Raw genomic sequence first — 24,652 nt, 5'->3', positions numbered from 1 at the left:
AAGCCGATGTCTCGCACCACTTCCCGTGCCACGCTGGCCGGCGCCTGTGCCACGCTGTCCGCGCAGGTTTCGGGCAACCTTGGCGCCGGTTTTGCCAAGCAGCTGTTTCCCCTGGTCGGCGCGGGCGGCGCCACGCTGCTGCGCGTGGCGCTGGCGGCCTTGGTGCTGCTGGCCTGGCGGCGGCCCTGGCGGCGCCCGGTGCCGCGCGCGCTGTGGCCGGGCCTGGCGGCCTATGGCGCGATCCTGGGGATCATGAACCTCCTGATCTACCAGGCGTTTTCGCACATCCCGATCGGCATTGCCGTAGGGGTAGAGGTCATGGGGCCGCTCGCCATCGTGCTGGCTGCCTCGCGCCGCCCGCATGATTTCCTGTGGCTGGCCTGCGCGGTAGCTGGCCTGGCGCTGTTGCTGCCCTGGCATCCTGGCCAGACGCTGGACCCGCGCGGGCTGCTGTTGGCGGGCGGCGCGGCGGTGTGCTGGGCCAGCTATATCGTCACAGGGCGGCACGTGGCGGCGGCACTGGGCACCGATGCGGTGGCCTGGGGCATGGCCGTGGCCGCCGTGGTCGTCGTGCCGATATTGGTGCTGCTGAGCGGCAGCCCGGCGCTACTCATGCCCCACGCCCTGGCCACGGGCTTGGCCATCGCCATCTTGTCCAGCGCGCTGCCCTATGGGCTTGAGATAGAGGCGATGCGCCGCCTGCCCGCAGGTGTCTTTGGCATGCTGCTCAGCGCCGCGCCGGCCGTTGCCGCGCTAACCGGCTGGGCCTTGCTGGGCGAACGGCTCACCCCCGATCAATGGTTGGCGATCGGCTTGATCGTGCTGGCCTCGGCCGGCACCGCCGCCACCAGTGCGCAGCGCGCGCGGGCCGTGGCTCAGGCCGCTTCTTCCAGCGGCACGAAATCGGGATAGAACGTCGGCGCGCGGGTGGACCAGCCGGGTGCCGTGGCCGCAGCCTCGCTGATCGATTGCAGCAGGTCCTTGCGCCGCAACGGGCGAATCTGCGGCAGCGCCGCCGCGCCGCAAAATGCCGCCGGCAGCCAGGGCCGTACCTCTGCGCCCAGCAGCCGCTCGTAGAGAAAGCGATAGGCCGAAAACCCGTCGAGCCGGTCCTGGCCCAGATCGAAGGCGGTCAGGCGGATCAGCGCCCCCATGAACCGCTCGATACCCTCCGCCGCCGGGCCTTCGGGCAGCATCGTGCGCAGCAGCTTGAGATCCTGATAGACCACGTATTGCGTGCGGATCGCCGCGGTCTCGGCCGCCGTGCGCGCCCAGATCTGGAAAGCATCGCGCCGGCCCAGCCCGATATCCAGGCTGCGCCGGATATAGCGCTGGGTCGCCGCCGGAAAACTGGCAAATTCGCGCAGTTCGTTCAGCAGCTGGGTGGCAGTCTGGTGGTGAGACATGGCGCGCTCCGATGCGGCGGTCCGTGCCGTTCGCACCTGTCCCGCCGATAGGACAAACGCTACGCCTCGATAGTTAGCGCGCCATTAATCAGCCCATGCGCACGGGCCCCGCCCGCCAGTTATGGCAAACTGCACCACAGCCCGCAGCGCTCTGGTTCAGCTGCGGGTGTACCGGAAATACCAGATTTCATGGCCTTGGGCGCGGGCCTTGGCGGCATAGCGGGTTTCCGGCCAGCCGCCCGGGCGCTGCTGGAAATCCTGCGCGGTCTGCGCCTGCCAGCGGAACTGGTCGGTGTGGCGGCGCATCACCATCAGCGCGTGGCGCAGATAGATCGGATGGTCGGTGCCAAAGCGGAATTCGCCGCCCGGCTTGAGCTTGCGCGCGAACAGATCGACCGGGCCATCGTTCATCATGCGCCGCTTGGCGTGGCGCGCCTTGGGCCAGGGATCGGGATGCAGCAGATAGAGGAACGACAGCGTGCCATCGGGCACGCGTTCCAGCACTTCCAGCGCATCGCCGTGGTGGATGCGCACATTGCCCAGCGGCGGATGGGCGCCATTGTCGCCATCCACATGGGTCAGCGCCTGCGCCACACCGTTCAGGAACGGCTCGGCGCCGATAAAGCCATGGTCGGGCAGCAGGTCGGCGCGATAGGCCATGTGCTCGCCGCCGCCAAAGCCGATCTCGAAATGCAGCGGGCAATCGTGCCCGAACAGCGCCTGGGCCGTGACCGGGCCTTGCGCCGGCACCGCGATGCGGGGCAGCAGGGTATCGACCAGGGCCTGCTGGCCCTGGCGCAGGGGCTTGCCCTTGGCGCGGCCGTAAAGGCGGTTGAGCGTGGTCGGATCGCCGGATTTGTGTGCCGTCATGGGGCGCAGCCGATGGCAGGGGCGCGCGTTGCGGTCAATGCCCGGCGCACATACTGCACGGTTTCGCTTGATCTGTGATCGATCTTGGCAATGATCGGCCATGGCCACCGCACCGCTGATCGATCGCCCCCACACGTACTATTCCGCCAGCCTGGGCGACGATACTGCCTGGCCAGTGCTGCAAGGTGATCACAGTGCCGATGTCGTGGTGATCGGCGGCGGCTTTACCGGCGTCAACACCGCCTTGGAACTGGCCGAACGCGGGCTGTCGGTGGTCCTGGTGGAAGCCAACCGCATCGGCTGGGGCCAAAGCGGGCGCAACGGCGGCCAGGTAACCGGCAGCCTTTCGGGCGAAGGCGAACTGCGCAAGCAGTGGAAACGCCGCCTGGGCGCAGAACTCGACGATTTTCTCTGGTGGCTGCGCTGGCACGGGCAAGACGTGATCGCCGCGCGCGTTGCCCGCTATGGCATCGCGTGTGACCTCAAGCACGGCCACATCCACGCCGCGATGAAGCCCGCCCACATGGCCGAGCTGGAAGAAACCTTTGCCCAGGGCTGCGCGCGCGGCATGGGCGATGATGTCGTGCTGCTCGATGCGGCCGGCATGCGAGACCACCTCGAAAGCCCGCGCTATTGCGGCGGCCTGCTCAACAGCCGCAACATGCACCTCCATCCGCTCAAGCTGTGCCTGGGCGAGGCCAAGGCCGCCGCCCAGCTCGGCGTGCGCCTGTTCGAGGGCTCGCCGGTTGTCGACATCGTCCACGGGCCGCGCCCCCGCGTGATCACCGCCCAGGGCAGCATCAGCGCCGCGCAGGTGATGGTCGCTGGCGATGTCTATCACAAGCTGGAACGCAAGCGGCTGGGCGGGCTGATCTTTCCGGCGGTGGGCGGGATCGTCACCACCGAACCGCTGGGCGATGCGGCGCGCGCGATCAATCCACACGACCTGGCGGTCTATGATTGCCGCTTCGTGCTCGATTACTATCGCCTCACCGCCGATGGGCGCCTGCTGTTTGGGGGCGGCGCCAACTATTCCGGCCGCGAATCGCGTTCGTTCGCCGATGAATTGCGCCCGGCGATCGAGGCAACGTTTCCACGGCTGAAGGGCGTGAAGATCGAGCATGCCTGGTCCTGCGCCATGGGCATCGTCATCAACCGCGCGCCGCAGCTGGGCAAGCTGGCCAATAACGTGTGGTATGCGCAAGGCTATTCCGGCCACGGCGTCGCCACCAGCCACGTCGTCGCCGAAGTCATGGCCGAGGCCATCGCCGGCACCCTGGAACGCTTCGACATTTTCGCCGCACTCAAGCCGGTGCACGTCCCACTGGGCGACTGGCTGGGCAACCCGCTGCTGATGCTGGGCATGCGCTGGTATCTGCTGCTGGAGAAGTTCCGCTAGGGGTTTGACCGCAGACTGATTGCAGATTTTCGGAATTTAAGAAGAAGAATAGTATTTCGCGCAGAGGCGCGGAGGCGCAGAGAAAATGGAACCTCCGCGCCTCTGCGCGAATCAGATTGGGTCAAACTCAAATATTGCGATATAGTGTGCATGTCCGAAAGCGCCCACTTGTGGACATTACCACTCCGCAGAAAGATCCCGGCTGATCTTCGCATAGAGATAGTATGACAGTTCGTGGAGGTGCCTGCCCCAGTGGATTTGATAGCTGAACCTGAAATGCCAGTGGGCATCGTGGGCATTCACCACCTGCGGACCATGTCAAAAGACGCTTTAGGTCCGATAGAGTTCTAGAAAGTATGCCGGTATTCCCGCTGCTTCGGCTGCAATGCCGCTCATCGTCGGATCGGTCCAGATCTCCTCGATCAGTGCTTCAACCTTCAGGTCGCGCGCCACCTCCACGATAGCCTTGCAGTTTTCTGGTGGAAGGAAGGGGACGCCTGCGGAACCGCCATTTATGGCGTGCGACCAATCCCATCCGCCGCCCAACGGGCCAAACTCAGGGAAATCGCTAGGTTGATCGATTTCACCAGTCAGGATTGGATAGGCTCCGTTCAACCACGTCATGATCTGAAGCTGCCATAACCGGTCGGAGATACTTACAGCAGACTGAAACCAGCTCTCTACATCGCTCGCCGGCAGATACCTTGCAGAGAAAAACAGTGAGGCAGACAACAAGCTGCCGGCCCAAGACCAACCCGCTACCCCATTCGGACCGGTCCATTTGGAAAGGCAGTTGACCGCATCAAGCTTCCCTGCCGGCCAGAAGATCGGCGACATGACATACCGGCCGAGGGTGTGGAGCGCGTCGACATAGAAGTCTGGATAGGGTGGTGTGCCCCCAACAAAGGGATGCTGGATCATGAAGGCTGTGAACAGGGTCTCAGCTGGCTGGTAGAAGGTCGTTTTCCATCGACGCACAATAAGTTGTGGAAGGAGGTAGTGATACCATTCGACCCACTCAGCGAGCAGGCCGAAACTGCTCAAACCAGACGCAATCTCCTCAAGCGGCTTCGTAACCGCGTCATCCTGCAGCTTAGTTATGTCGCCAAACAACTGCGGATACATCTCCCGCTCGGGTGCCATGAACCATGCCTCACCCATCGGTTTTGTAGGCTTTGGGAAGGCTTGGGCCATGCGATCAAGCGCTGTTCGATCTGGTCCCACTCCCGGAGACCACGCAAACGAAGAAGAAGCAGCTTCATTCATTCCACAGGCCATAGCTTGAAATCGCTAACGTCCGCTTCCCACCAAAACACGACACATCCGCCCGGCAGCACGGCCGTAAATTCATCCGCTCGACGCTCGCCCGCACACCCAATGTTACACGTGAAACACCAAACGAAAACGGCCCGTCGTGGGAACGGGCCGCTTCGGGATTGTGCGCAGAAAAAGAGGATCAGGCCGCTTCGATGGCCGTCATGTCGTCGGGATCGCGCAGCACATAGCCGCGACCCCAGACGGTTTCGATGTAGTTCTCGCCGCCGCAGGCATGGGCCAGCTTCTTGCGCAGCTTGCAGATGAACACGTCGATGATCTTGAGTTCGGGCTCGTCCATCCCGCCATAGAGATGGTTGAGGAACATTTCCTTGGTCAGCGTGGTGCCCTTGCGCAGCGAGAGCAGTTCCAGCATCGCGTATTCCTTGCCGGTCAGATGCACGCGCGCGGCGTCCACTTCCACGGTCTTGGCGTCAAGATTGACCGAAAGCTTGCCGGTGCGGATGACCGATTGCGAATGGCCCTTGGACCGGCGCACCACGGCGTGGATGCGGGCGATCAGTTCTTCGCGGTGGAATGGCTTGGTCACATAGTCATCGGCACCAAAGCCGAACGAGCGGACCTTGGAATCCATTTCGGAAATGCCCGAAAGGATCAGCACCGGCGTCTGCACCTTGGCGACGCGCAGCTTTTTCAACACGTCATACCCGTGCATGTCGGGCAGGTTCAGGTCGAGCAGGATGATGTCGTAATCATACAGCTTGCCGAGATCGAGGCCTTCCTCCCCCAGGTCGGTGGAGTAGACGTTGAACCCTTCGGCCGTCAGCATCAATTCGATTGCCTTGGCCGTTGCCGGCTCGTCCTCGATCAGCAGCACGCGCATGGATCAGCCCCTTCTTGCCATTCCCCGGCACAGCCCCCTACTGAGGCGCATGCCCATCATTAACCATATGACCTATGAACATGAAAGGTTAATTTAACGTAAGCACAGGTCCGGTGTCGGCAGCCATTTGCCAGCAATCATCGCTGCAAACCCCGCCCTCGTCGCATTCCCGCAAATCCTTACCGCGCCGCTTCCCCCAAAGCGACAACGGCAAGGCTTGCGAAGACCAATCGTAAGCCCACACGGTTAACGTGCTTTTCCATGCGCCATCGGGAAGAACGGCAATGGCAGGCGAGGATTCGCGACGCGAAAACGCTCAATCGGCGGCAATGCCCAGGCGCGCGGCGGCATCACGCAGCTTTTGCGCATTGGCAGGCTGGGTCTTGAACGCCGCCAGCCCCTTGGCCAGCGCCTTGGCTGCGTCATCGCGCCGGTCCTGCTGCACACGACTGCGAATCAACAGAATCCAGCCATCGACGTTGCCGGGGTTGCGCGCCAGCCGCGCTTCCAACCCATCGACCATGCCGCGCTCCATCGCCGCACGCGTGCCGCTGTCCACGCCGCCGGTCTGCGCGCCCGACGCGGTTTTCAGCTCGGCATGGGCCGGCCCCGGCAGCGCGCCTTTGCGGCGCTCGGCATCCTTGCCCTTGCCCTTTTCCTTGGTCTTGTCCTTGTCCACCTTGGGCAGGCGGGCCTGGGCATCGGCAATCGCCAGGCGCTTTTCCACCTCGATATGGTGGCGCTTGCCCACGCTGCGGATCACGCTGCGGATATCGCTGGCATAGGGCGCGTCGGGCGCCGTTTCGCTCAGCTGCGCAAACCATGCGCGCAGGGCACGGCGGTGCTGGCCGGCCAGATCGAGCGACAGCGCCTTGAAATAGCGCGCACGCGCATTCTTGGGATCGATCGCCAAGGCCTTGTCAAAGGCGATTCGCGCCCCGCGCGGCATCTGCCCTTCGCGGCGCGAAGCCATGACCAGCGCCTCGCCCAGGAACGAAAAGCTTTCGGCATGATCGGGATCGAGCGCCGTGGCCTTGCGCAACGCGCGCGCCGCGTCCTTGTAGCGGGCGTTCTGGAAATAGGCCCAGCCCAGCATGCGCCAGCCCTGCACGTCTTCGGGCTCGTCCTTCAGGCGCTGTTCCATCCGCGTGATCGTATCATCGACCACGGGCGAGGGTTCCGGGCTCGGCTCGGCATCGGGCGCCGCGTTCGAGGCGTCGGCCGCAGGCGCACTGGCATCGGGCAGCGGCGCGGGCACTGCACTGTCGAGCACCACCGGCGTCACTTCCGGCCGCTCGGGCTGGCCGGCGGCCTCGACCAGTTCGGCCGGACGCTCCAGGCGATAGATGCCGATGCCGCCGCCGATGATCGCCGCCACCGTCAGCACGCCCACCGCCACACCGCGCCAGACCGGGGGCTTGGGCCCGCCAGCGGCAGAACTGTGGTCGGCTTCGTTCATCACATCTTCCCTCATGCCGCACCAGGGCGGCCCGATTTCGCCCGGCACCCGTGCGGCGCCGCATTATCCCGCGCCGCCCGGTGCGGTCAACGCACCCCGGCCAGCGCCTTTTGCCGGCGCCGCTGGACCGAGCTGCCCAGGCCAATCGCCTCGCGGTACTTGGCCACCGTGCGCCGCGCCAGGTCAAAGCCGCGCGCTTTGAGCAGATCGACCAGCGCATCGTCCGACAGGATCGCCTTGGGATCCTCGCCATCGATCAACTGGCGGATCGCCGCTTTCACCGCCTCGGCCGAAACCCCCTCGCCATCGGTGCCCGCCACACCCGAGGTGAAGAAATACTTCAGTTCGAACGTGCCGCGCAGGCAATGCAGGTATTTGTTCGAGGTCACGCGGCTGATCGTGCTCTCGTGCATCTTGACCGCTTCGGCCACGGTGCGCAGCGTCATCGGGCGCAGGTGCGACACGCCGTGGCGAAAGAAGCCTTCCTGCTGCTTCACGATCTCGGCCGCCACCTTGAGAATGGTTTTCTGCCGCTGGTCCAGCGCCTTGACCAGCCAGTTGGCATCGGCCAGCCGCTCGCCCAGCCAGGCCCGCGCCGTCTTGTCCACGCAAGAGCGGCGCATTTCCACGTAATAGCTGCGGTTGACCAGCACGCGCGGCAGCGTGGCAGGGTTCAGGCTGATCGCCCAGCCAGGCACCTCCGCTCCGGCATCGTCGGCCGGATCGCCCTCGCCGCGCGCTGGCTGCACCAGGATATCCGGGCTGATCGCCTCGGCCGGGCCGCTGCCGATGCGCAGGCCTGGCTTGGGATCATAGCCACGCAATTCGGCCAGCATGTCGGCAAAGTCTTCCTCGTCCACCCCGCACAGGCGGCGCAGCCGGGCCAGTTCGCCCCGGCCCAGCAGATCGAGATTGTCGAGCAGCCGCGCCATCAGCGGGTCATAGCGGTCCGCCTCACGCGCCTGGAGCGCCAGGCATTCGCCCAGCGTGCGCGCGCCCACCCCGGTGGGATCGAGCGTCTGCACCAGCGCCAGCGCCGCTTCCACCCGGCTCAGCGGCAAGCCCAGCGCCTCGGCCACCTCGGGCAGAGCCATGCGCAAGTAGCCGGTCTCGTCCAGCTGATCGATCAGCCAGCGCCCCACGAACAACAGCTGGGCATCGGATGTCGTGGCGCCGATCTGGCCATGAAGATGCTCGGCCAGCGAGGCAGCACTCGCGCCGCGCTCATCGATATCCGGCCCTTCGCCGCCGCTGCTGCCGCCACCGTCGGCGCCGATCGTCCCTTCGCGCAGGCCGCTGCTGGCCAGATCGGACAGGGCCACGGCGCCATCGCCGGTATCGCGATCAAGATCGAGCGCAGACGAATCGATATCGAGCGGGCGATCTTCGGCGGCGCGGCCCTCGCCCACCAGCTGGTCCACCGGGCTCGATTCGAGATGGGTGCGCCGCAGGTCTTCGCCCGGTGCCTCCTCTCCGGCCAATCCTGGCGCGGCATCGCCCATTTCCAGCAGGGGGTTGGCGTCCAGCGCCTCGCCAATGAAGGTTTCCACTTCAAGGTTGGACAGTGCCAGCAGCTTGATCGCCTGCTGCAGCTGCGGCGTCATCACCAGCGATTGCGACTGGCGGATATCGAGGCGTGGACCAAGAGCCATGGCGGCGGGTATCAGCCGCCCGTGGTAAACAGAACGCGAAAGCCGCGCGGCTTCACAACGTAAAGCCCTCGCCCAGATAGAGCCGTCGCACGTTGGGATCGGCCACCAGCGCCTCGGGGCTGCCGGCAAACAGCACCTGGCCGCCATAGATGATGCAGGCGCGATCGACGATATCGAGCGTTTCGCGCACGTTGTGGTCGGTGATCAGCACGCCGATGCCGCGCTTCTTGAGATCCTTGACCAGATCGCGGATGTCGCTGATCGACAGCGGATCGATCCCGGCAAACGGTTCGTCGAGCAGGACGATCGACGGGCGCGCGGCCAGGGCGCGGGCGATTTCGCAGCGCCGCCGCTCCCCGCCCGAAAGCGCCATGGCCGGGCTGGCGCGCAGCCGCGTAAGGCCAAACTCGTCGAGCAATCGGTCCAGCTCAGCCGCGCGCGTCGCCTTGTCGGGCTCCACCAGTTCCAGCACCGTGGCAATGTTCTGTTCCACCGTCATGCCGCGAAAGATCGAGGTTTCCTGCGGCAGATAGCCCAGCCCCAAGACCGAGCGGCGATACATCGGCAGCTTGGTGATATCCACGCCATCGAGCAGGATGCGACCCGAATCCGGCCGCACCAGACCCATGATCGAATAGAAGCAGGTGGTCTTGCCCGCGCCGTTCGGGCCGAGCAGGCCCAGCACTTCCCCCTTGCCCACCGAGAGCGAAATATCGGTCAGCACCGCCCGCTTGTCATAAGACTTGGCGATGGACACCACTTCCAATCCCCCTTGGGGAATCGGCACGGCGGCACCAGTGGCGGGTTCAGACGCGAGCGCGGAGGAAGAGCCAGTCATTCCCTGCTCATAGCCCGGTCCGGCGCCGCGGCAAACCCCAACGCGGCAGGATTGGCGCGATTGATGCATGGCACGGCAGTGTGGACATGCTTGCACCGCGCGCAACGCCATGGTGTTATGCTTGGGCGCGTTATGCCGGGGGAGAAGTGATCATGACAGCGAACAGGCCATTCATGGCGATGGAGCCAAGCGTGGCCGACCGCACCGCCCGGCTGGAAAGCGCGCACAAGCGGGTCAGCAATGCCGTCGCCTATGGCCTGATGGTCTATACCGCGCTGCAGATCTTCCTGACCATGCGCGCCCTGGAAGAGGCCGACAACACGCTGCTGCCGATGATCGCGCTGGTCGTGCTGGTCGGTGCGATCATCCCGCTCTATCGCCGCATGGAAAAGCACTGGGACGTGACCGCCGCCCGCCTGGCCGATGATCCGCCAGCCCTCGCCACGGCGCTCAACCGCGCGCGGCTGACGGTGTGGGCGGTGTCGATCGGGCTGCCGCTGCTGGTGACCGTGCTGATCGAAGGGCTGATCGCGCTGTTCGCCCACTGATGGCCGCCTGATTGCCGCCTGATTGCCGGCACGCGCCCCAGCGGCTAGGAGCGGCGCACGCCAGCCCGATGTGGCCGGCCCCCGGTGTTTCAGGTTTGGAGTGCGCCCCCGATGTTGACCCCCGCCCAGGCCCAGGAACGCTGCCAGGCCCTGATCGAACGCGCCCGGCGCGCCGGGGCAGAGGCGGGCGATGCGGTCTATCTCGCCAGCGGCGCGGAAAGCGTGAGCGTGCGTTTGGGCGCGCTGGAAGACGTGGAACGCTCCGAATCCGAGCATATCGGCCTGCGCGTATTCGTCGGCGGCGCATCCGCCTCGATCGGATCGACCGACCTTGCCGATGCCGCGCTTGATGAACTGGCCAGCCGCGCCGTGGCCATGGCGCGCGCCGCACCGGCCGATCGCTTTGCCGGCCTGGCCGATGAACAGCTTCTGGCGCGCGGCCCCTTCCCCGATCTCGACCTCGATGATCCGGCCGAGCCCGCCCCGCAAGAGCTGCGCCGCCTGGCCGAGGAAGCCGAGGACGCCGCGCGCGCCGTCCAAGGCGTGACCAACAGCGAGGGCGGCAGCGCCAGCACCGGGCGCGGCGTGGTGGCGCTGGCCACCAGCCACGGCTTTGCCGGTGCCTATGCCGCCAGCAGCCATTCGGTTTCGGCCAGCGTGATCGCCGGCGAAGGCGGCGCGTTGCAGCGCGACTATGCCTGGGCCAGCACCCGCTTTGCCGCCGATCTGCCCCCGGCAGGCCAGATCGGCCGCGAGGCCGGCGAACGTGCGGTGGCGCGGCTTAACCCCGGCCGGGTCAAAAGCGGGGCGATGCCGGTGGTGTTCGATCCGCGCGTGGGCGGCTCGCTGGTGGGCCATCTGCTCGGCGCCATCTCGGGTTCGGCGATCGCCCGGCGTTCCAGCTTCCTGCTCGACAAGGATGGCGCCCAGATCTTTGACAGCAGCGTGACCATCACCGACGATCCGCTGCGCCGCCGTGGCCTGCGCTCGCGCCCGTTCGATGGCGAAGGGCTGCCCACTGGCCCACGCAAGCTGGTCGATGCCGGGCGCCTGACCGGCTGGCTGATGGACAGCGCCGCCGCGCGCCAGTTGGGCGCCGTGCCCACCGGCCATGCTTCACGCGGGGGATCGGGCGCGCCGCATGTCACCGCCGGCAACGTGGTGATCGAGCCTGGCACGCTGACCCGCGCGCAGCTGATCGCCGATATTGCCGATGGCGTCTATGTCACCGAACTGATCGGCAGCGGCGTCAACGGCGTGACCGGCGATTACAGCCGCGGCGCCGCCGGCTTTCGCATCGTCAACGGCGAAATTGCCGGCCCGATCGCGGAGTTTACCGTGGCCGGCAACCTGTTGGCCATGTTTGCCGCGATGATCCCGGCCAGCGATCTCAAGATCGAGCGCGGGATCGACGTGCCCACCCTGCGCATCGACGGCATGAGCGTCGCGGGCGACTGACGCGCGGTAGCCCTTTTTGTTTTCACACGAAGCCACGAAGGCACGAAGAAGGACAGACCCGCTCTCTTCGTGCCTTCGTGGCTTCGTGTGGCCCAATTTATGCGCGCGCCATACCCAGCGCCATGCGCTCCAGCACATCGCCCATGGCCTGCGCCACTTCGGCATCGGCCGGCGCCACCTCCGCAATCGCGCGGCGCATCGCCTGGGCCCACTGACCGGCGGTTGTGGCGTCGATCGGAAACGGCTTGTGCATCGACATCATGCACTTGCCGGGATTATCGTTCCACCAGTCACGCGGGCCACCGCACCAGCCTGCCAGGAAGCTGGGCAGGGATGCGCGCATCGGTGCCAAGTCTGCCGCATGCATCGCCCGCAGCGCGGCATAGGCCGGGTCGCTGTCCATCAGGTCATAGAACCGCTCGGTGATCGCGCGCAGCGTGGCGTGGCCGCCGATGCGGGCAAATGGCGTTTCAACGGATTCGGCAGTCGCTGCCATGGCAGGCCTTTCGCGCGAGGGAGGGGATGCTTGCCCCTAACCGCCCCTGCCCCCAGCCACCTTGACCGGCATCAATCCGCCACCATCGCGCGCAAGGTGTCCAGCCGGTCCGCCTCGTGCGCGGGCTTGTCGCTGCGGATGCGGTGGATGCGCGGGAAACGCATGGCCAGGCCCGATTTGTGCCGCTTGCTGGCGTGCACCGAATCGAATGCCACCTCCAGCACCAGCTGGCGATCCACCTCGCGCACCGGGCCAAAGCGGTTGACCGTGTGCTGGCGCACATGGCGGTCGAGCCACTTCAGTTCCTCGTCGGTAAAGCCGAAATAGGCCTTGCCCACTGGCAACAGATCGGCCCCGGCATCGGGATCGCCATCCCAGCAGCCAAACGTGAAATCGGAATAGAACGAAGATCGCTTGCCGCTGCCGCGCTGGGCATACATCAGCACGCAATCGATCAGCAGCGGGTCGCGCTTCCACTTGTACCACAGCCCGGCGCGGCGCCCGGACACATAGGGCGCATCGCGCCGCTTGAGCATCACGCCCTCGATCGCGTCATCGCGCGCGCGGGCGCGAATTTCGGCCAGCTGATCGAGGTTGTCGGCCGCGATCACGGCGGAAATATCAAAGCGCTGCGAATCGAGTTGCGGCATCAATGCCTCCAGCCGGGCACGCCGCGCGGCCCAGCCCAATGGCCGCAGGTCTTCACCCTGCAACTGCAACACGTCATACAATCGCACGAACGCGGGATAATCGGCCAGCATGGCCTTGCTTACGCTCTTGCGCCCCAGCCGCTGTTGCAGCGCGTTGAAGCTGGCCGCCCCACCCGCTTCGCCGCCCTGGTGGCTGCCGCGCACCAGCAATTCGCCATCCAGCACCGCCGGGATTTGCAACGCGCCGATCAATTCGGGAAAGCTGGCGGAAATATCATCCCCACCGCGCGAATAGAGCCGGGTTTGCCCAGCCACGTGCACCAGTTGCACGCGGATGCCGTCCCATTTCCATTCGGCGACAAACGCGCCCAGGTCCACCACCGTATCTTCCAGCGGCTGGGCCAGCATGAACGGGCGGAACAGTGGCAGGCTTTCCGCATCGGGCGGCGGCGCGCCATCAGCGGCCCAGGCAAACAGATCGGCATAGGGCGGCGCCTGGCCGTGCCACAGCTCTTCCACCTGCTCCACATCGACATCAAACGCCTGGGCAAACGCCACCTTTGCCAGCCGCGTCGACAGGCCGATGCGCATCGCCCCGGTCGCCAGCTTGAGCAGGGCATAGCGGCCATTGGCATCGAGCCGGTCGAGCAATCCGGCTAGCCGCTCCGCCGCCGTGGCGCGGGTGGCGCCGGCCAGAACTTCCACCGCTTCGCTCACGCTGGGCGGGGGCAGCTGCGGTGTCTGCGGTTCGGGCCACAGCAGGCTGGCGGTTTCCGCCGTATCGCCCACATAATCGCGCGACAGGCGCCACAGCACCTCGTCCACCCGCGCATCGAGCAGCGCGCGTATTGTGCCAGCCTTCACCGCTGGAAAATTCAGCCCATCGGTCAGCGCCGCCAGGGCCCAGCCGCGATCGGGATCGGGCGTGTCGCGCAGATACTGCGCCAACAGCGCCAGCTTGCCATTGCGCGATCGGGTATAGACCAGGCCATCGACCAGGGCGGCAAAGCGTTCCATCGCTCAATCGTCCTCATCTTCATAGCCGACCATGGCCAGCGCGCGGGCCTTGCGCTGGTGCAGCGCGCACCAGCGCAGCAGCGCTTCCTCGCGGCCATGGGTGATCCAGGTTTCGGCCGGATTTACCTCAGCAATCGTCGTGGTCAGTTCGTCCCAATCGGCATGGTCGGAAATCACCAGCGGCAGTTCGACATTGCGCTGCCGCGCCCGTTGCCGCACCCGCATCCAGCCCGAGGCCATGGCGGTGATCGGATCGGGCAGGCGCCGGCTCCAGCGGTCGTTGAGCGCCGATGGCGGGCAGACCACGATGTGCCCGGCCAGTTCCGCCTTGGCCACGCCAGCGGCCGGGCGCAGTTCGCCCAGATCGATGCCCCATTCGCGATAGAGCGTGCACATCCGCTCCATCGCGCCATGCAGAAAGATCGGCGCATCGTGCCCGGCCTGGCGCAGTTCGGCGATCAGGCGCTGCGCCTTGCCCAGGGCATAGGCACCCACCAGCACGCAGCGCTGCGGATTGGCCGCCTGCGTCTCGCGCAGCCGGGCGATCTCCTCGGCGATCGGCGGGTGGCGAAACACCGGCAGGCCAAACGTCGCCTCGGTAATGAACACGTCGCACGGCACCGACTCGAACGGGGCGCAGGTGGGATCGGGGCTGCGCTTGTAATCGCCGGTCACCACCACACGCTGGCCATCACGCTCCAGCAGGATCTGCGCCGATCCCAGCACATGGCCCGCCGGCACGAACGTGGCGCGGATGCCGCCGGGCAGCGCGATGGTCTCGCCATAGTCCACCGCCTGCGCGCCTTCCGGCATCACGCCATAGCGCAGGCCCATGATCGCCAAGGTTGCCGCCGTGGCCACGGTCTGGCCATGGCCACCCCGCGCATGGTCGGAATGGCCATGCGTGACCAAGGCTCGCGGCACCGCATGGGCTGGATCGATCCAGGCATCGGCGGGGGGCAGATAGATGCCCTGCGGCTCGGGGCGAATCCAGGCAAGATCGATGGGCATGTGCCATCACAATGGCCCGCCTGCCGGTTGGGTTCCAGATGAGCGTTGGGGCGAGGTTCGGGCCCCTCCGTCAGGCCTTCGGCCTGCCACCTCCCCGCAAAGCAGGGAGGATCAAAAAATCCTCCCCATCACCGATGGGGAGGGGGACCGCCCGCGCAGCGGGTGGTGGAGGGGCCAAGAAGAAAGGAAGGGGCGAGCGCCAAGCCCGCCCCTCCGTCGGGCCTTGCGGCCCGCCACCTCCCCGCGAGGCGGGGAGGATCATACGCGTTCAGGCGCCCTGCGGCTGCAGCCCGCCATTGCTGCCACCGCCCAGGAAGCGACGGCCCGCGCGCGGCACCGTGGCACCGGGTGCGGCGATCGGCCGCGCCGGGCCACCAAAGGTTTCCGGGCGTTCCAGCTGGCCGCCATCGACCAGGATCTTGATCTCGTCACCGGTCAGCGTTTCATATTCCAGCAGCGCCTGGGCCAGCACGTGCAGCTTGTCTTCATTGGCGCGCAGGATATCGACCGCGCGAGCATAGCCCTGGTCGACCAGCGCACGGATTTCGCTGTCGATCAGCTTGTTGGTCTCTTCCGAGGCCATCATGCGGGCCGAACCGCCCATGCCGAGATAGCCTTCCTGCTGGTCTTCATACTGCAGCGGGCCAAGCTTTTCCGACATGCCCCACTTGGTCACCATCGAACGCGCCAGGCCGGTGGCATACTGGATATCGCCCGAAGCACCCGAAGAAACCTTGTCGTGCCCGAAAATGATTTCCTCGGCCACGCGCCCGCCCATCGAAACCGAGAGGTTCGCGTGCATCTTGTCGCGGTGATAGGAATAGCTGTCGCGTTCCGGCAGGCGCATGACCATGCCCAGCGCGCGGCCGCGCGGGATGATCGTGGCCTTGTGGATCGGGTCGGACGCCGGCTCGAACACCGAGACGATGGCATGGCCGGCCTCGTGATAGGCGGTCATCTTCTTTTCGTCTTCGGTCATGACCATGGAGCGGCGTTCCGCGCCCATCATCACCTTGTCCTTGGCGTCCTCGAATTCCTGCATGGCAACCAGGCGCTTGTTGCGGCGCGCGGCCAGCAGGGCCGCTTCGTTGACCAGGTTGGCGAGGTCCGCACCCGAAAAGCCGGGCGTGCCGCGCGCGATCACGCGGGGGTTCACGTCGGGCGCCAGCGGCACCTTCTTCATGTGCACGCCCAGGATCTTTTCGCGGCCCTCGATATCGGGCACCGGCACCACTACCTGGCGGTCAAACCGGCCGGGACGCAGCAGCGCGGGATCGAGCACGTCGGGACGGTTGGTGGCGGCAATGATGATGATGCCTTCGTTGGCCTCGAAACCATCCATTTCCACCAGCAGCTGGTTCAACGTCTGCTCGCGTTCGTCGTTCGAATTGCCCAGGCCATGGCCACGGTGGCGGCCGACCGCGTCGATTTCGTCGATGAAGACGATGCACGGCGCGTTCTTCTTGGCCTGCTCGAACATGTCGCGCACGCGGCTGGCGCCGACGCCAACGAACATTTCGACAAAGTCCGAACCCGAAATGGTGAAGAACGGCACGCCTGCCTCACCCGCGATGGCGCGGGCCAGCAGGGTCTTGCCGGTGCCGGGCGAGCCGACCAGCAGCGCGCCCTTGGGAATCTGCCCACCGAGCTTGGAAAAGCGGCTGGGATCGCGCAGAAACTCCACGATTTCCTGCAGTTCCTCGCGCGCTTCGTCGATGCCAGCCACGTCATCGAACGTCACCCGGCCCGAACGCTCGGTCAAAAGCTTGGCCTTGGACTTGCCAAAGCCCATCGCGCCCGATCCGCCACCCTTCTGCACCTGGCGCAGGGCGAAGAACGCCACGCCCAGGATCAGCAGGAACGGCAGCGACTGCGCCAGCACCCAGACCAGCATGTTGGGTTCTTCCTGCGCCTTGCCGGTGTAGGGCACGTTGTTGTCCTGCAACAGCTTGGGCAGCAGCTCCTTGTCACCATCCACCGGGGTGGTGGTGAAGGTCTGGTCGTTCTTCAGAGTGCCGGTGATCTTGTCCGCGCCGATCTGCACGTCGCGAACGGCGCCTTCGGCCACGCGGGCGCGGAAATCGGAATAGCCGATCTGCGTGCCCGAAGCATCGCCGCGCGCCCCGAACATCGAGACCACCAGCAATAGCGCGAGGAAGATGCCCCCCCACACCAGAAGGCTCTTCATCCAGGGATTACCCTGCGGCTGGTCATCATTCATGGGCGTCACGCAATCCTTTCAGACAGGGAAGGTAGGTGCGATCCGCTGAATGGCAAGTTGCCGAATCGTGCCCATGCTGTCCAAGGTGGCAATAACGGCACGAAAGGAGCGCTTTTCACCCCGCGCGATGGGGCGGAACGCGCAAAAAGTGCCAGGTTGCCCCCTTCCCCTCGCCGCGCAGGCCGGCCAGCGTCGCCACTTGCCCGGCCGCCAGCGCGGCATGCCAGCGCACCAGTTCGCCGCCGCGCGGCACGGGCGTGGCCCCCATGGCGTTCAGCACCAGCTCCAGCACGCGCAGGGCCAGTGCCTGGGGCAGGCCATCGGGCACGGCCAGCCGGCCATGCGCCTCGTCCCAGCCCTGGGCAAACAGGCGCTGCGCGGCCCAGTCCAGCGCGGCATCGGCCTGGGCCAGGTGCTGCGCGCTGGCTGCCCAGCCAGCCGTGTCCAGCCACGCGGCGCCGGCCAACCCAAAACGCACGCGCACCCGTTCAAATCGGGTGTCCTGGTTGGAGGGATCATCCGCCGCGACAACGCCCGCACTGGCCACCACCGCTGCCAGCTCGGCACGGCGCCAGCCGAGCAGCGGGCGCAGCAGCGGCAACGCGGGATCGCCCGGCACCCCCGCCCGCGCGCGCATGCCGGCCAGCCCGCGCACCCCCGCCCCACGGTTAAGGCGCATGGCCAGCGTTTCGGCCTGGTCATCCATATGGTGGGCAGTGGCCAGCGCGGCGAGCCCCTGCCCCCGCGCCCAGCCGGCCAGCGCGGCATAGCGCGCGGCGCGGGCACGGGCCTGGATCGCACTGCCCCCGCCCAGATCGACGCGCAGGGTGTGATGCGGTACGCCCAGGTCCGCGCATAGCGCAGCCACGGCGCGCGCCTCATCCGCTGCTTGCGCACGCAAACCATGGTCCACCGTGGCCACGGCAATCTGCCCCGGCAGATGGGCAGCAGCCAGCAGCAGCAAGGCACAGCTGTCTGGCCCGCCGGAAACCGCCAGGCCCACCCGGTCTGTCTCCGACAGGTTCAGCGCGGCCCAGTCCCCGGCGAAGCGGGTCAGCGCGGCTTCGGGGATCGGGCCGGGCGCCGGCTCAATCGCACTTCACCCCTTTGATCGCGTTTTCATATTGCCCCTTGAGGCGCCCGGCGATCTGGTCGGGATAGGCATCGCGCAGTTCGGCAAAGGCGCCGCAGGCCCGCTTGGTATCGTTGATGCGCGTCATCGCCACGCCCAGGTAGAGCAGGCTGTCGGGCGCACGTTCGCCCTTCTTGTCGCCCAGGTAGTTCTGCAGGAACCACTGCGCCGCCGTGCCGGGCTTGCCATCTTCGAGATAGGCGCGGCCCAGCAGGTTGCGCGCCAGGCTGATCTGCTTGGCCTTGGGATAGGCCGTCACGAACTTGTTCAGCTGGACCTGCGCCTCGGGATAGAACTTGGCGTCATAGAGCCGATAGCCATAGGTATATTCATCGGCCTGCTTGTCGCCGGTCGAGGGCATCTCGATCGCGGCAACGGCGGCCACCCGGTCGGCAGAGGCCTTGGCCGATGCGGACGTGGCGGCCGGTGCCTTGGCCGGCGGCTGTGCCGGGCCAGCGGCCGGGCGCGGCGCCAAGCCGCTGCCGGCAGCCGGTGCGGGCGCGATGCCCGAAGGATTGGCGCCAGCCGGATCGGTTGCCGCCGCCGGCGGGGCCGCGGCGGTTTCCAGGGCAGACACGCGGGTGTCCAGCTTGCTCAGGTGGTTCTGGTTTTCCTCGGTCGCGGCGGTCACCTGGCGCAGTTGCGCTTCCACCGCATCGAGGCGGGACAGCACATCGGTGAGCGGGGTCGTCGCCACCGTGGGCACAGCTGGCGTGGGGGCCGGCGCCGTGGGCGTGATTTCCGGGCCAAAGGCGCGGCCAGCGCCATCGGGAAACACCTTGCGCTGCAGGGCGCGGATTTCTGCCTCCAGCCGGCGCAGCCGGGCTTCGGTGGTTTCGCCAGCGGCCTGGGCATGCGCTACCTGTGGCACCACCGGCGCCACGGCCAGGGCCATGCCCAGGGCGGAAAACAACGCGGGGCTGGCCCGGCGGAACAAGGTCTTCATGGTAACTCCCGTCTCGATCATCTGCCGCCCCACGGCAACATCCGCCCCCCAGCGCATGTCCGTTCCTGAAAAGCTATATGCATCGGCCCGTTCGGCGCGTTTCGGGTCCGGTCTCAGGGCGTGTGGTGCAATGGCCGCAAAGTGCCGCACCGCGCGCGCGAAGTCGAGCCTTGTTGCAAGGACTTTGCCCCGCCCACTCCTTTGCCCGCCAAGCCTTTCGCCAATCGCGCGCTCAGTTCACCACGGCAGGCGCCGTAGCGGCCACCGTTGGCGCCGCGGCCGGCTGCACCGCAGCGTCACCGCCATCGGGCGCGCCCGCCGGGACAGAGCGCGCCGCCGTGCGCCGCACCAGGCGGTGGGCCGGGCCGGCAGCAGGCGTGGCGCTGGCCTGATCGGCTGCCTGATCACTTGGCGGCGGGGCGGCGGCATGATCGGCCCGCGCCCACAGCGCCGGACCGCTGACCGCCACGTCCTTGACGATGCCCTGCTTGTCGGCAATGCGCGGCACGGCCTGGCCGCCGATGGTGATCGTCAGCGCATCGGGCCGGCCGGTCCACAGCTTGGGATCGGTCACGCCATCGGGCACGGTATAGGTTTCGCCCTTGGCCATCAGCTTTTGCACCAGCTGCTTGCCGCTGCCGTCATAGAACTTGACCCAGATGCGGTCTTCCTGCGCGGTGAACACCACCGGGCCATTAGGCCGCGCCGCAGCCGCCGGCGAGCCGGGCTGCGCCGAAACCTTGGCCGCCACCGGCTTGGGCTGTTCGGGGCCAACCAGCGCCGGCAGTTCGGCCGAGGGCCAGTAATAGCTGCGCCAGAACACCAGCCCCAGGCCCAGCACTGCCACCACCAGCAGGCCGGCCAGCCAGCTGATCAGGCGCGAGGGGGTCTTGGCCGGATCGCCCGCTTCGAACTGGTGGATCACGCGGGTTTCGGGCGCTGGCGCGCGCGCGCTCAGCTCGCGCCGCACCGCTTCGGCGATCGGCGCCTCGTCCAGGCCCACGGCCTTGGCATAGCTGCGCGCAAATCCGAGGGCATAGGGGCGACCGGGCAGGCTGTCATAATCGCCCGCCTCCAGCGCCTCGACATGGCGGGCAGTGATGCGGGTGCGCGCGGCAATATCTTTCAGCGAAAGGCCCTGCGCCTCGCGCGCGGCGCGCAAGGTGGCTCCCACGCCCGCCGGGGCGGCGGCGTCCGGCTGGGGGGAATGAAAATCTGACCCGATCGAGTCGGCCAAGGCGCGGCTCCCGTCTTCTCTGCTTGTTTTGCAACCCGGTGGCTTGATGAAAAGCCGGTAAAAGGGGATCGTTGCAATTGCGCGAAAGTCAACCGTTTTGCGGCGCGCAACCGGCCAAAACGGTCATGCGAACCCGATCAGTCGCAATCGATGCCCTGCGCGCTGGCCCACTGCGCCACCACGCTGCGCATGTCGGCATGCGGCTCGCGCAGCCAGCCAGCCATGGCATTGCGAATTTCGCCCAGGTCGATCGTGCGGATCAGTTCCTTGATCGGCCCGACCGCAGCCGGCGTGATCGACAGGCGGGTGATGCCCAGGCCCAGCAGGGCCAGGGCTTCCAGCCGCCGGCCGCCCATTTCGCCGCACACCGTCAGGGCCGTGCCATGGGGCGCCACATCGCGCACCACCCGCGCCAGGAAGCGCAGGATCGCGGGGCTGAGCCAGTCATAGCGTTCTGCCAGCTTGGGATGGGCACGATCGGCGGCAAACAGGAACTGCGTGAGATCGTTGGTACCGATCGACAGGAACGACAGGCGCGGCGCCAGCATATCGAGGCATTCGGCCAGCGCCGGCACTTCCAGCATGGCGCCATAGCGGATCGCCTCGGGCAGCACTTTCTTCTGCTTGCGCAGGAACGCCACCTGGCTTTCGAACACGGCCTTGGCCGCATCGAATTCCCACGGTTCGGTCACCATCGGGAACATCACGTTGAGCGTGCGCCCGGCCGCCGCCTCGATCAGCGCGCGCGCCTGGACCTTGAGCAGCCCATCGCGTTCCAAGGCCACGCGCAGCGCGCGCCAGCCCATCGCCGGGTTTTCCTCGGTCTCGCCATCGTTGTGGCGCAGATAGGGCAGGACCTTATCCCCGCCGATATCCACCGTGCGGAACACCACCGGGCGATCGCCGGCGGCATCGAGCACGTCGCGATAGAGCCGCTGCTGCCGCTCGCGCTGGGGCATTGTCGCGGAAACCAGGAACTGGAACTCGGTGCGGAACAGGCCGATACCATCGGCACCGGTCAGCGGCAGCATCGGCATGTCATCGCGCAGGCCGGCGTTGATCATCACCGTGATGCGCTGCCCGTCACGCGTGATCGGCTCCACGTCGCGCATCGTGGCATAGTGGGCCTGCCGCTCGCGATTCTTGGCAAAGCGCGCCTCGAACGCCTCGATCAGGCTGGGCGCCGGACGCACGTCGATCACGCCCTGATCGCCATCGACCAGCAGGGTATCGCCGTCGCGCACCTTGCCGCGCAGCGCGCGCACGCGGCCGACCACGGGAATGCCCATGGCCCGCGCCACGATCACCACGTGCGCGGTGAGCGAGCCTTCTTCCAGGATCACCCCCTTCAAGCGGCGGCGATCGTATTCCAGCAGTTCGGCCGGGCCCAAGTTGCGCGCGATCAGGATCGCATCGCCTTTCAGCCCCAGGCTGGCGGCGGTGCCCAGTTGCCCCGATACGATCCGCAACAGGCGGTTCGACAGGTCTTCCAGATCGTGCATCCGGTCGGCCAGCAGGGGATCGTCGATCTGGCGCATGCGCATGCGGGTGCGCTGCTGCACGCGCTCGATCGCGGCTTCGGCGGTCAGGCCGGAATCGATCGCCTCGTTGATGCGGCGGCTCCAGCCTTCGTCATAGGCGAACATGCGATAGGTCTCGAGCACCTCCTCATGCTCTCCGCCCACGCCGAATTCGGCCTGGCTGGCCATGCGGTCGATCTGCTCGCGCATCTTGTCGAACGCGCGATAGACCCGCTGGCGCTCGGCCTCGGTATCTTCGGCCACGACATGCTCGATCGTCACGCGTGGCTGGTGGAACACGGCCTGGCCCACCGCCAGGCCCTTCACCAGGGTCTGGCCCTTGAGGCGATCGGGCCCGGTCAGGTGGTCGGGCACGCCGGCCACGTCTTCATCGTCGATCAGTTCGGCATTGGCGATCAGCTCGGCCAGGACCATCGCGACGGTCTGCAGCGCCTCGATCTCCACCTCTTCATAGCGGCGCGGATCGACATGCTGCACGGCCACCACGCCCACGGCGCGCTGGCGGCGCACGATCGGCACGCCGGCAAACGAGTGGAAGCGTTCTTCCCCGGTTTCCGGGCGGAAGGCAAAGTCGGGATGCGCGGCTGCCTCGGCCAGGTTGAGCGTCTCGATGTTCTGGGCGATCGTGCCGACCAGGCCCTCGCCCACGGCCAGCCGCGTGACGTGAACCGCCGCCTGTTCCAGCCCGCGCGTGGCGAACAGTTCCAGCATCCCCTCGCGCAGCAAATAGATCGAGCAGACCTCGCTGTTGAGGTTTTCGCCGATTACATCGACGATGCGGTTGAGCTTGGCCTGCGCGCCGGATCGCGAGGCCATGACCTCGTGCAGCGAGGTGAGGATCGCGCGGGCAGAGGCGACGGCAGTCAACATGACCAAAGGCCTAGCGCAGCCCATGCCGTTTGCAAACGGGGCCTGCCGCCATTGCGGAAATATTCGTATGCAACTGTGCCGCGGCCGCCAGCGGCGCTCTGGGCAAAAGGCCGGTCCCCGTGGGGGAACCGGCCGTGTTTGTCAGGCGTGGCCGCCGCAATCGGCCGCTCACGCCTGTTACAATCCAGGGGTATTGATCGTTTTCAGGTTATGTTCGCTTGGTTGGTTGGTTCCGGCGCAAAGGGATCAGTGAATCAGCGCCAGTTCTTCCTTGATGCGCAACTTGCGCCGCTTGAGCTGCATGAGCAGGGCCACGTCGGGGGCTGGCCGTGCCATTTCCTCGGAAATCCGGCGTTCCAGGCCGGCGTGCTTTGTCTGCAAGGCGTTGATGTGCGTCGTTTCCATGCGTTGACCTCCTGAGGGGCGCGGGCCGGGATAGGCCGCTGCCCGGTCAAAACCCGTGCGAGAGACATTCCCGCGCGGCTGGCTCCGGTGTCTGCGGCTCCGATGCTTCTGTTCTGCGAGTCGCTGACAGTCGGTGCGTTGTCATGCTCCCACATTCGCCGTATCTTGCAAGTGGAACCGCGCCGGGTCGCACCGGCATCGCGTTCATGTGTAGAGGGCGATGACGAAATGTGCACCATCAACGGTCAACGGGTTTTCCAGCGGCCCCGCGCGCCGTTGGCCGGTGCGTGGTCGCCAGCGTGAGTCGGCAACCTGAACAACGCCAGGTGCAGATGGGAGGCGATGTGGCAGCTTGGGGTAGCAAGGTCGGTTTCGGGGAGTGGTTGGTGTGACCGAAGAGGAAATGCGCAAGCGGCTCGAAGCGCTGCGGCTCGAGCATCGCGACCTTGACGTGGCGATCGATGCGCTGAGCGCCAATGGCGTGGCCGACCAGCTGCAGGTGGCGCGCCTGAAAAAGCGCAAATTGCTGCTGCGCGATCAGATCAGCATGCTCGAAGACTATCTTATCCCTGATATTATCGCCTGATTTCAAACGATTGCATACCGTATTTACCGATTCCGCCTGCCGTGCAAAGCGTTCCGTATCGAGACAGCGGCAAAGCGGTGGCACTTGGCCACTGCCGGGGCATTGAGCCGGCGGGGCGATCGGCCTTAAAGCCGGCTTTGATCCATGGCCGGCGCATCCGCTCGGGCATGTTCGTACCCAGCAGGCCACCCATTCCGATCGCCACCATGCCCGTCACGCCCAGCGCCAATCCGCGCATCATCGAAGCGCTCTATGCAGAGGCGCTGGCGCTGGCCGATCGCGCGCGCGATGCGTTCGAGGCCTTGCGCCGCCAGCCGGCCAACGATGCGGCACCGCCAGCCGGCGGCAGCCTCGGCGCGGACGAAGACCTGGCGCATGTCCAGGCGAGCTGCGAGGCGCTGCGCACCACCACGCGGATCATGCATTGCCTGGCCTGGCTGCTCAACCACCGCGCCTGGTTCGCCGGCGAACTGACCGAGCTGCAACTGCGCCGCCACGGCCGCCTGATCGCCCATTTCCCGGCAAGCGACCCGGCCTGCATTATCCACCTGACCCTGGCAGCACAGGCGGTAGTGCACGAGAGCGAACGGCTTTATCAGCGCATCACCCGGCTGGAACAGGCCTGGCAGCGCCAAGGCATGGCCAACGCCGCACCGCACGATCCTCTGACCGACCCACTGCCCGCAGCGCTGATCCACCTGCGCGAGCGGTTGGGCCTGGCGCTGGCCGAGGCGGGCTGAACCGACGCGCCA

At 66.6% G+C, this 24,652-nt stretch carries 22 protein-coding genes; 6 read left to right on the top strand and 16 right to left on the bottom strand.

Annotation, left to right across the window (positions count from 1 at the left end; all coding sequences use genetic code 11):
* Window positions 1-6: 6 nt before the first annotated feature.
* Window positions 7-912: a DMT family transporter gene (locus tag FHW97_RS15325; RefSeq protein ID WP_168352056.1), complete on the top strand. Its 906-nt coding sequence runs from the start codon at window positions 7-9 to the stop codon at window positions 910-912.
* Here the strand turns inward: FHW97_RS15325 and FHW97_RS15320 are convergent.
* Both FHW97_RS15320 and FHW97_RS15315 read right to left on the bottom strand, forming a co-directional pair.
* Window positions 876-1,406, bottom strand: a complete 531-nt coding sequence (locus FHW97_RS15320; RefSeq protein ID WP_168352055.1) for a hypothetical protein — start codon at window positions 1,404-1,406, stop codon at window positions 876-878. The two genes, FHW97_RS15325 and FHW97_RS15320, sit on opposite strands and share 37 nt — an antisense overlap.
* A gap of 156 nt (window positions 1,407-1,562) precedes the next feature.
* On the bottom strand, window positions 1,563-2,276 hold the full coding sequence (locus tag FHW97_RS15315) for a tRNA (guanosine(46)-N(7))-methyltransferase TrmB (RefSeq protein WP_168352054.1): 714 nt from the start codon (window positions 2,274-2,276) through the stop codon (window positions 1,563-1,565).
* A gap of 100 nt (window positions 2,277-2,376) precedes the next feature.
* Between FHW97_RS15315 and FHW97_RS15310 the strand changes: the two genes are divergently transcribed.
* On the top strand, window positions 2,377-3,675 hold the full coding sequence (locus FHW97_RS15310; protein ID WP_168352053.1) for an FAD-binding oxidoreductase: 1,299 nt from the start codon (window positions 2,377-2,379) through the stop codon (window positions 3,673-3,675).
* A gap of 330 nt (window positions 3,676-4,005) precedes the next feature.
* On the opposite strand, the gene FHW97_RS15305 is transcribed toward FHW97_RS15310, so the two are convergent.
* From FHW97_RS15305 to lptB, 5 genes are all read right to left on the bottom strand, one after another.
* The gene (locus FHW97_RS15305; RefSeq protein ID WP_168352052.1) at window positions 4,006-4,941 is read right to left on the bottom strand and encodes a hypothetical protein; all 936 of its coding nucleotides are present in this window, start codon (window positions 4,939-4,941) and stop codon (window positions 4,006-4,008) included.
* Between the two features lie 190 nt (window positions 4,942-5,131).
* Complete coding sequence (gene ctrA / locus FHW97_RS15300; RefSeq protein ID WP_022675302.1) at window positions 5,132-5,833, bottom strand: response regulator transcription factor CtrA; 702 nt, start codon at window positions 5,831-5,833, stop codon at window positions 5,132-5,134.
* 316 nt (window positions 5,834-6,149) lie between these two features.
* Window positions 6,150-7,292 (bottom strand): tetratricopeptide repeat protein, encoded by a 1,143-nt coding sequence (locus FHW97_RS15295; RefSeq protein WP_107716507.1) that lies wholly within the window; start codon window positions 7,290-7,292, stop codon window positions 6,150-6,152.
* 86 nt (window positions 7,293-7,378) lie between these two features.
* Window positions 7,379-8,944 (bottom strand): RNA polymerase factor sigma-54, encoded by a 1,566-nt coding sequence (gene rpoN, locus FHW97_RS15290; protein WP_168352051.1) that lies wholly within the window; start codon window positions 8,942-8,944, stop codon window positions 7,379-7,381.
* Window positions 8,945-8,996: 52 nt separating this feature from the next.
* The gene (gene lptB / locus FHW97_RS15285; protein ID WP_022675897.1) at window positions 8,997-9,782 is read right to left on the bottom strand and encodes an LPS export ABC transporter ATP-binding protein; all 786 of its coding nucleotides are present in this window, start codon (window positions 9,780-9,782) and stop codon (window positions 8,997-8,999) included.
* Between the two features lie 152 nt (window positions 9,783-9,934).
* Here lptB and FHW97_RS15280 point away from each other — a divergent pair, with 152 nt between their 5' ends.
* A complete protein-coding gene (locus FHW97_RS15280) occupies window positions 9,935-10,330 on the top strand; it encodes a hypothetical protein (RefSeq protein WP_168352050.1) in 396 nt (131 codons plus the stop codon).
* A gap of 111 nt (window positions 10,331-10,441) precedes the next feature.
* Window positions 10,442-11,788 carry a TldD/PmbA family protein gene (locus tag FHW97_RS15275; RefSeq protein ID WP_168352049.1) on the top strand — a complete coding sequence of 449 codons (1,347 nt, stop codon included), beginning with the start codon at window positions 10,442-10,444 and terminating at the stop codon, window positions 11,786-11,788.
* 97 nt (window positions 11,789-11,885) lie between these two features.
* Here the strand turns inward: FHW97_RS15275 and FHW97_RS15270 are convergent, their stop codons facing one another.
* The 9 genes from FHW97_RS15270 to FHW97_RS15230 form a co-directional block, all read right to left on the bottom strand.
* Window positions 11,886-12,284 (bottom strand): group II truncated hemoglobin, encoded by a 399-nt coding sequence (locus FHW97_RS15270; protein WP_168352048.1) that lies wholly within the window; start codon window positions 12,282-12,284, stop codon window positions 11,886-11,888.
* A gap of 71 nt (window positions 12,285-12,355) precedes the next feature.
* On the bottom strand, window positions 12,356-13,951 hold the full coding sequence (locus FHW97_RS15265; RefSeq protein WP_168352047.1) for a cisplatin damage response ATP-dependent DNA ligase: 1,596 nt from the start codon (window positions 13,949-13,951) through the stop codon (window positions 12,356-12,358).
* Window positions 13,952-13,954: 3 nt separating this feature from the next.
* Entirely contained in the window at window positions 13,955-14,962 is a 1,008-nt protein-coding gene (locus tag FHW97_RS15260; protein WP_171799261.1) for a ligase-associated DNA damage response exonuclease, read from the bottom strand.
* A 268-nt stretch (window positions 14,963-15,230) separates the two neighbouring features.
* The gene (gene ftsH / locus FHW97_RS15255) at window positions 15,231-17,183 is read right to left on the bottom strand and encodes an ATP-dependent zinc metalloprotease FtsH (protein WP_168352045.1); all 1,953 of its coding nucleotides are present in this window, start codon (window positions 17,181-17,183) and stop codon (window positions 15,231-15,233) included.
* Between the two features lie 115 nt (window positions 17,184-17,298).
* Complete coding sequence (gene tilS, locus FHW97_RS15250; protein WP_168352044.1) at window positions 17,299-18,186, bottom strand: tRNA lysidine(34) synthetase TilS; 888 nt, start codon at window positions 18,184-18,186, stop codon at window positions 17,299-17,301.
* A gap of 85 nt (window positions 18,187-18,271) precedes the next feature.
* Entirely contained in the window at window positions 18,272-19,261 is a 990-nt protein-coding gene (locus FHW97_RS15245) for a tol-pal system YbgF family protein (RefSeq protein ID WP_253941800.1), read from the bottom strand.
* A 232-nt stretch (window positions 19,262-19,493) separates the two neighbouring features.
* Complete coding sequence (locus tag FHW97_RS15240) at window positions 19,494-20,498, bottom strand: RodZ domain-containing protein (RefSeq protein WP_168352043.1); 1,005 nt, start codon at window positions 20,496-20,498, stop codon at window positions 19,494-19,496.
* 137 nt (window positions 20,499-20,635) lie between these two features.
* A complete protein-coding gene (gene ptsP, locus FHW97_RS15235; RefSeq protein WP_253941799.1) occupies window positions 20,636-22,909 on the bottom strand; it encodes a phosphoenolpyruvate--protein phosphotransferase in 2,274 nt (757 codons plus the stop codon).
* A 246-nt stretch (window positions 22,910-23,155) separates the two neighbouring features.
* On the bottom strand, window positions 23,156-23,314 hold the full coding sequence (locus tag FHW97_RS15230) for a YdcH family protein (protein ID WP_022676438.1): 159 nt from the start codon (window positions 23,312-23,314) through the stop codon (window positions 23,156-23,158).
* A 388-nt stretch (window positions 23,315-23,702) separates the two neighbouring features.
* Here FHW97_RS15230 and FHW97_RS15225 point away from each other — a divergent pair, with 388 nt between their 5' ends.
* Window positions 23,703-23,900 carry a YdcH family protein gene (locus tag FHW97_RS15225; protein WP_022676439.1) on the top strand — a complete coding sequence of 66 codons (198 nt, stop codon included), beginning with the start codon at window positions 23,703-23,705 and terminating at the stop codon, window positions 23,898-23,900.
* A 167-nt stretch (window positions 23,901-24,067) separates the two neighbouring features.
* Window positions 24,068-24,640 carry a DUF1465 family protein gene (locus FHW97_RS15220; protein WP_245652434.1) on the top strand — a complete coding sequence of 191 codons (573 nt, stop codon included), beginning with the start codon at window positions 24,068-24,070 and terminating at the stop codon, window positions 24,638-24,640.
* The last annotated feature ends 12 nt before the right edge of the window (window positions 24,641-24,652 follow it).

Source organism: Novosphingobium sp. SG754 (assembly GCF_013149315.1).
GTDB lineage: Bacteria > Pseudomonadota > Alphaproteobacteria > Sphingomonadales > Sphingomonadaceae > Novosphingobium > Novosphingobium capsulatum.
Note: the sequence above shows the minus strand (reverse complement) of the source record. Positions and strands in the feature narration are given on the sequence as shown.

What these genes read in the sequence shown, in the direction of transcription:
- FHW97_RS15230 (WP_022676438.1), bottom strand. Translation starts at nt 23,314, where the DNA reads ATGGAAACGACGCACATCAACGCCTTGCAGACAAAGCACGCCGGCCTG.
- ctrA (WP_022675302.1), bottom strand. Translation starts at nt 5,833, where the DNA reads ATGCGCGTGCTGCTGATCGAGGACGAGCCGGCAACGGCCAAGGCAATC.
- FHW97_RS15310 (WP_168352053.1), top strand. Translation starts at nt 2,377, where the DNA reads ATGGCCACCGCACCGCTGATCGATCGCCCCCACACGTACTATTCCGCC.
- FHW97_RS15295 (WP_107716507.1), bottom strand. Translation starts at nt 7,292, where the DNA reads ATGAACGAAGCCGACCACAGTTCTGCCGCTGGCGGGCCCAAGCCCCCG.
- rpoN (WP_168352051.1), bottom strand. Translation starts at nt 8,944, where the DNA reads ATGGCTCTTGGTCCACGCCTCGATATCCGCCAGTCGCAATCGCTGGTG.
- FHW97_RS15265 (WP_168352047.1), bottom strand. Translation starts at nt 13,951, where the DNA reads ATGGAACGCTTTGCCGCCCTGGTCGATGGCCTGGTCTATACCCGATCG.
- FHW97_RS15260 (WP_171799261.1), bottom strand. Translation starts at nt 14,962, where the DNA reads ATGCCCATCGATCTTGCCTGGATTCGCCCCGAGCCGCAGGGCATCTAT.
- lptB (WP_022675897.1), bottom strand. Translation starts at nt 9,782, where the DNA reads ATGACTGGCTCTTCCTCCGCGCTCGCGTCTGAACCCGCCACTGGTGCC.
- FHW97_RS15325 (WP_168352056.1), top strand. Translation starts at nt 7, where the DNA reads ATGTCTCGCACCACTTCCCGTGCCACGCTGGCCGGCGCCTGTGCCACG.
- FHW97_RS15220 (WP_245652434.1), top strand. Translation starts at nt 24,068, where the DNA reads ATGTTCGTACCCAGCAGGCCACCCATTCCGATCGCCACCATGCCCGTC.
- FHW97_RS15270 (WP_168352048.1), bottom strand. Translation starts at nt 12,284, where the DNA reads ATGGCAGCGACTGCCGAATCCGTTGAAACGCCATTTGCCCGCATCGGC.
- FHW97_RS15320 (WP_168352055.1), bottom strand. Translation starts at nt 1,406, where the DNA reads ATGTCTCACCACCAGACTGCCACCCAGCTGCTGAACGAACTGCGCGAA.
- FHW97_RS15305 (WP_168352052.1), bottom strand. Translation starts at nt 4,941, where the DNA reads ATGAATGAAGCTGCTTCTTCTTCGTTTGCGTGGTCTCCGGGAGTGGGA.
- ptsP (WP_253941799.1), bottom strand. Translation starts at nt 22,909, where the DNA reads ATGTTGACTGCCGTCGCCTCTGCCCGCGCGATCCTCACCTCGCTGCAC.
- FHW97_RS15315 (WP_168352054.1), bottom strand. Translation starts at nt 2,276, where the DNA reads ATGACGGCACACAAATCCGGCGATCCGACCACGCTCAACCGCCTTTAC.
- FHW97_RS15280 (WP_168352050.1), top strand. Translation starts at nt 9,935, where the DNA reads ATGACAGCGAACAGGCCATTCATGGCGATGGAGCCAAGCGTGGCCGAC.
- FHW97_RS15245 (WP_253941800.1), bottom strand. Translation starts at nt 19,261, where the DNA reads ATGAAGACCTTGTTCCGCCGGGCCAGCCCCGCGTTGTTTTCCGCCCTG.
- FHW97_RS15275 (WP_168352049.1), top strand. Translation starts at nt 10,442, where the DNA reads ATGTTGACCCCCGCCCAGGCCCAGGAACGCTGCCAGGCCCTGATCGAA.
- ftsH (WP_168352045.1), bottom strand. Translation starts at nt 17,183, where the DNA reads ATGAATGATGACCAGCCGCAGGGTAATCCCTGGATGAAGAGCCTTCTG.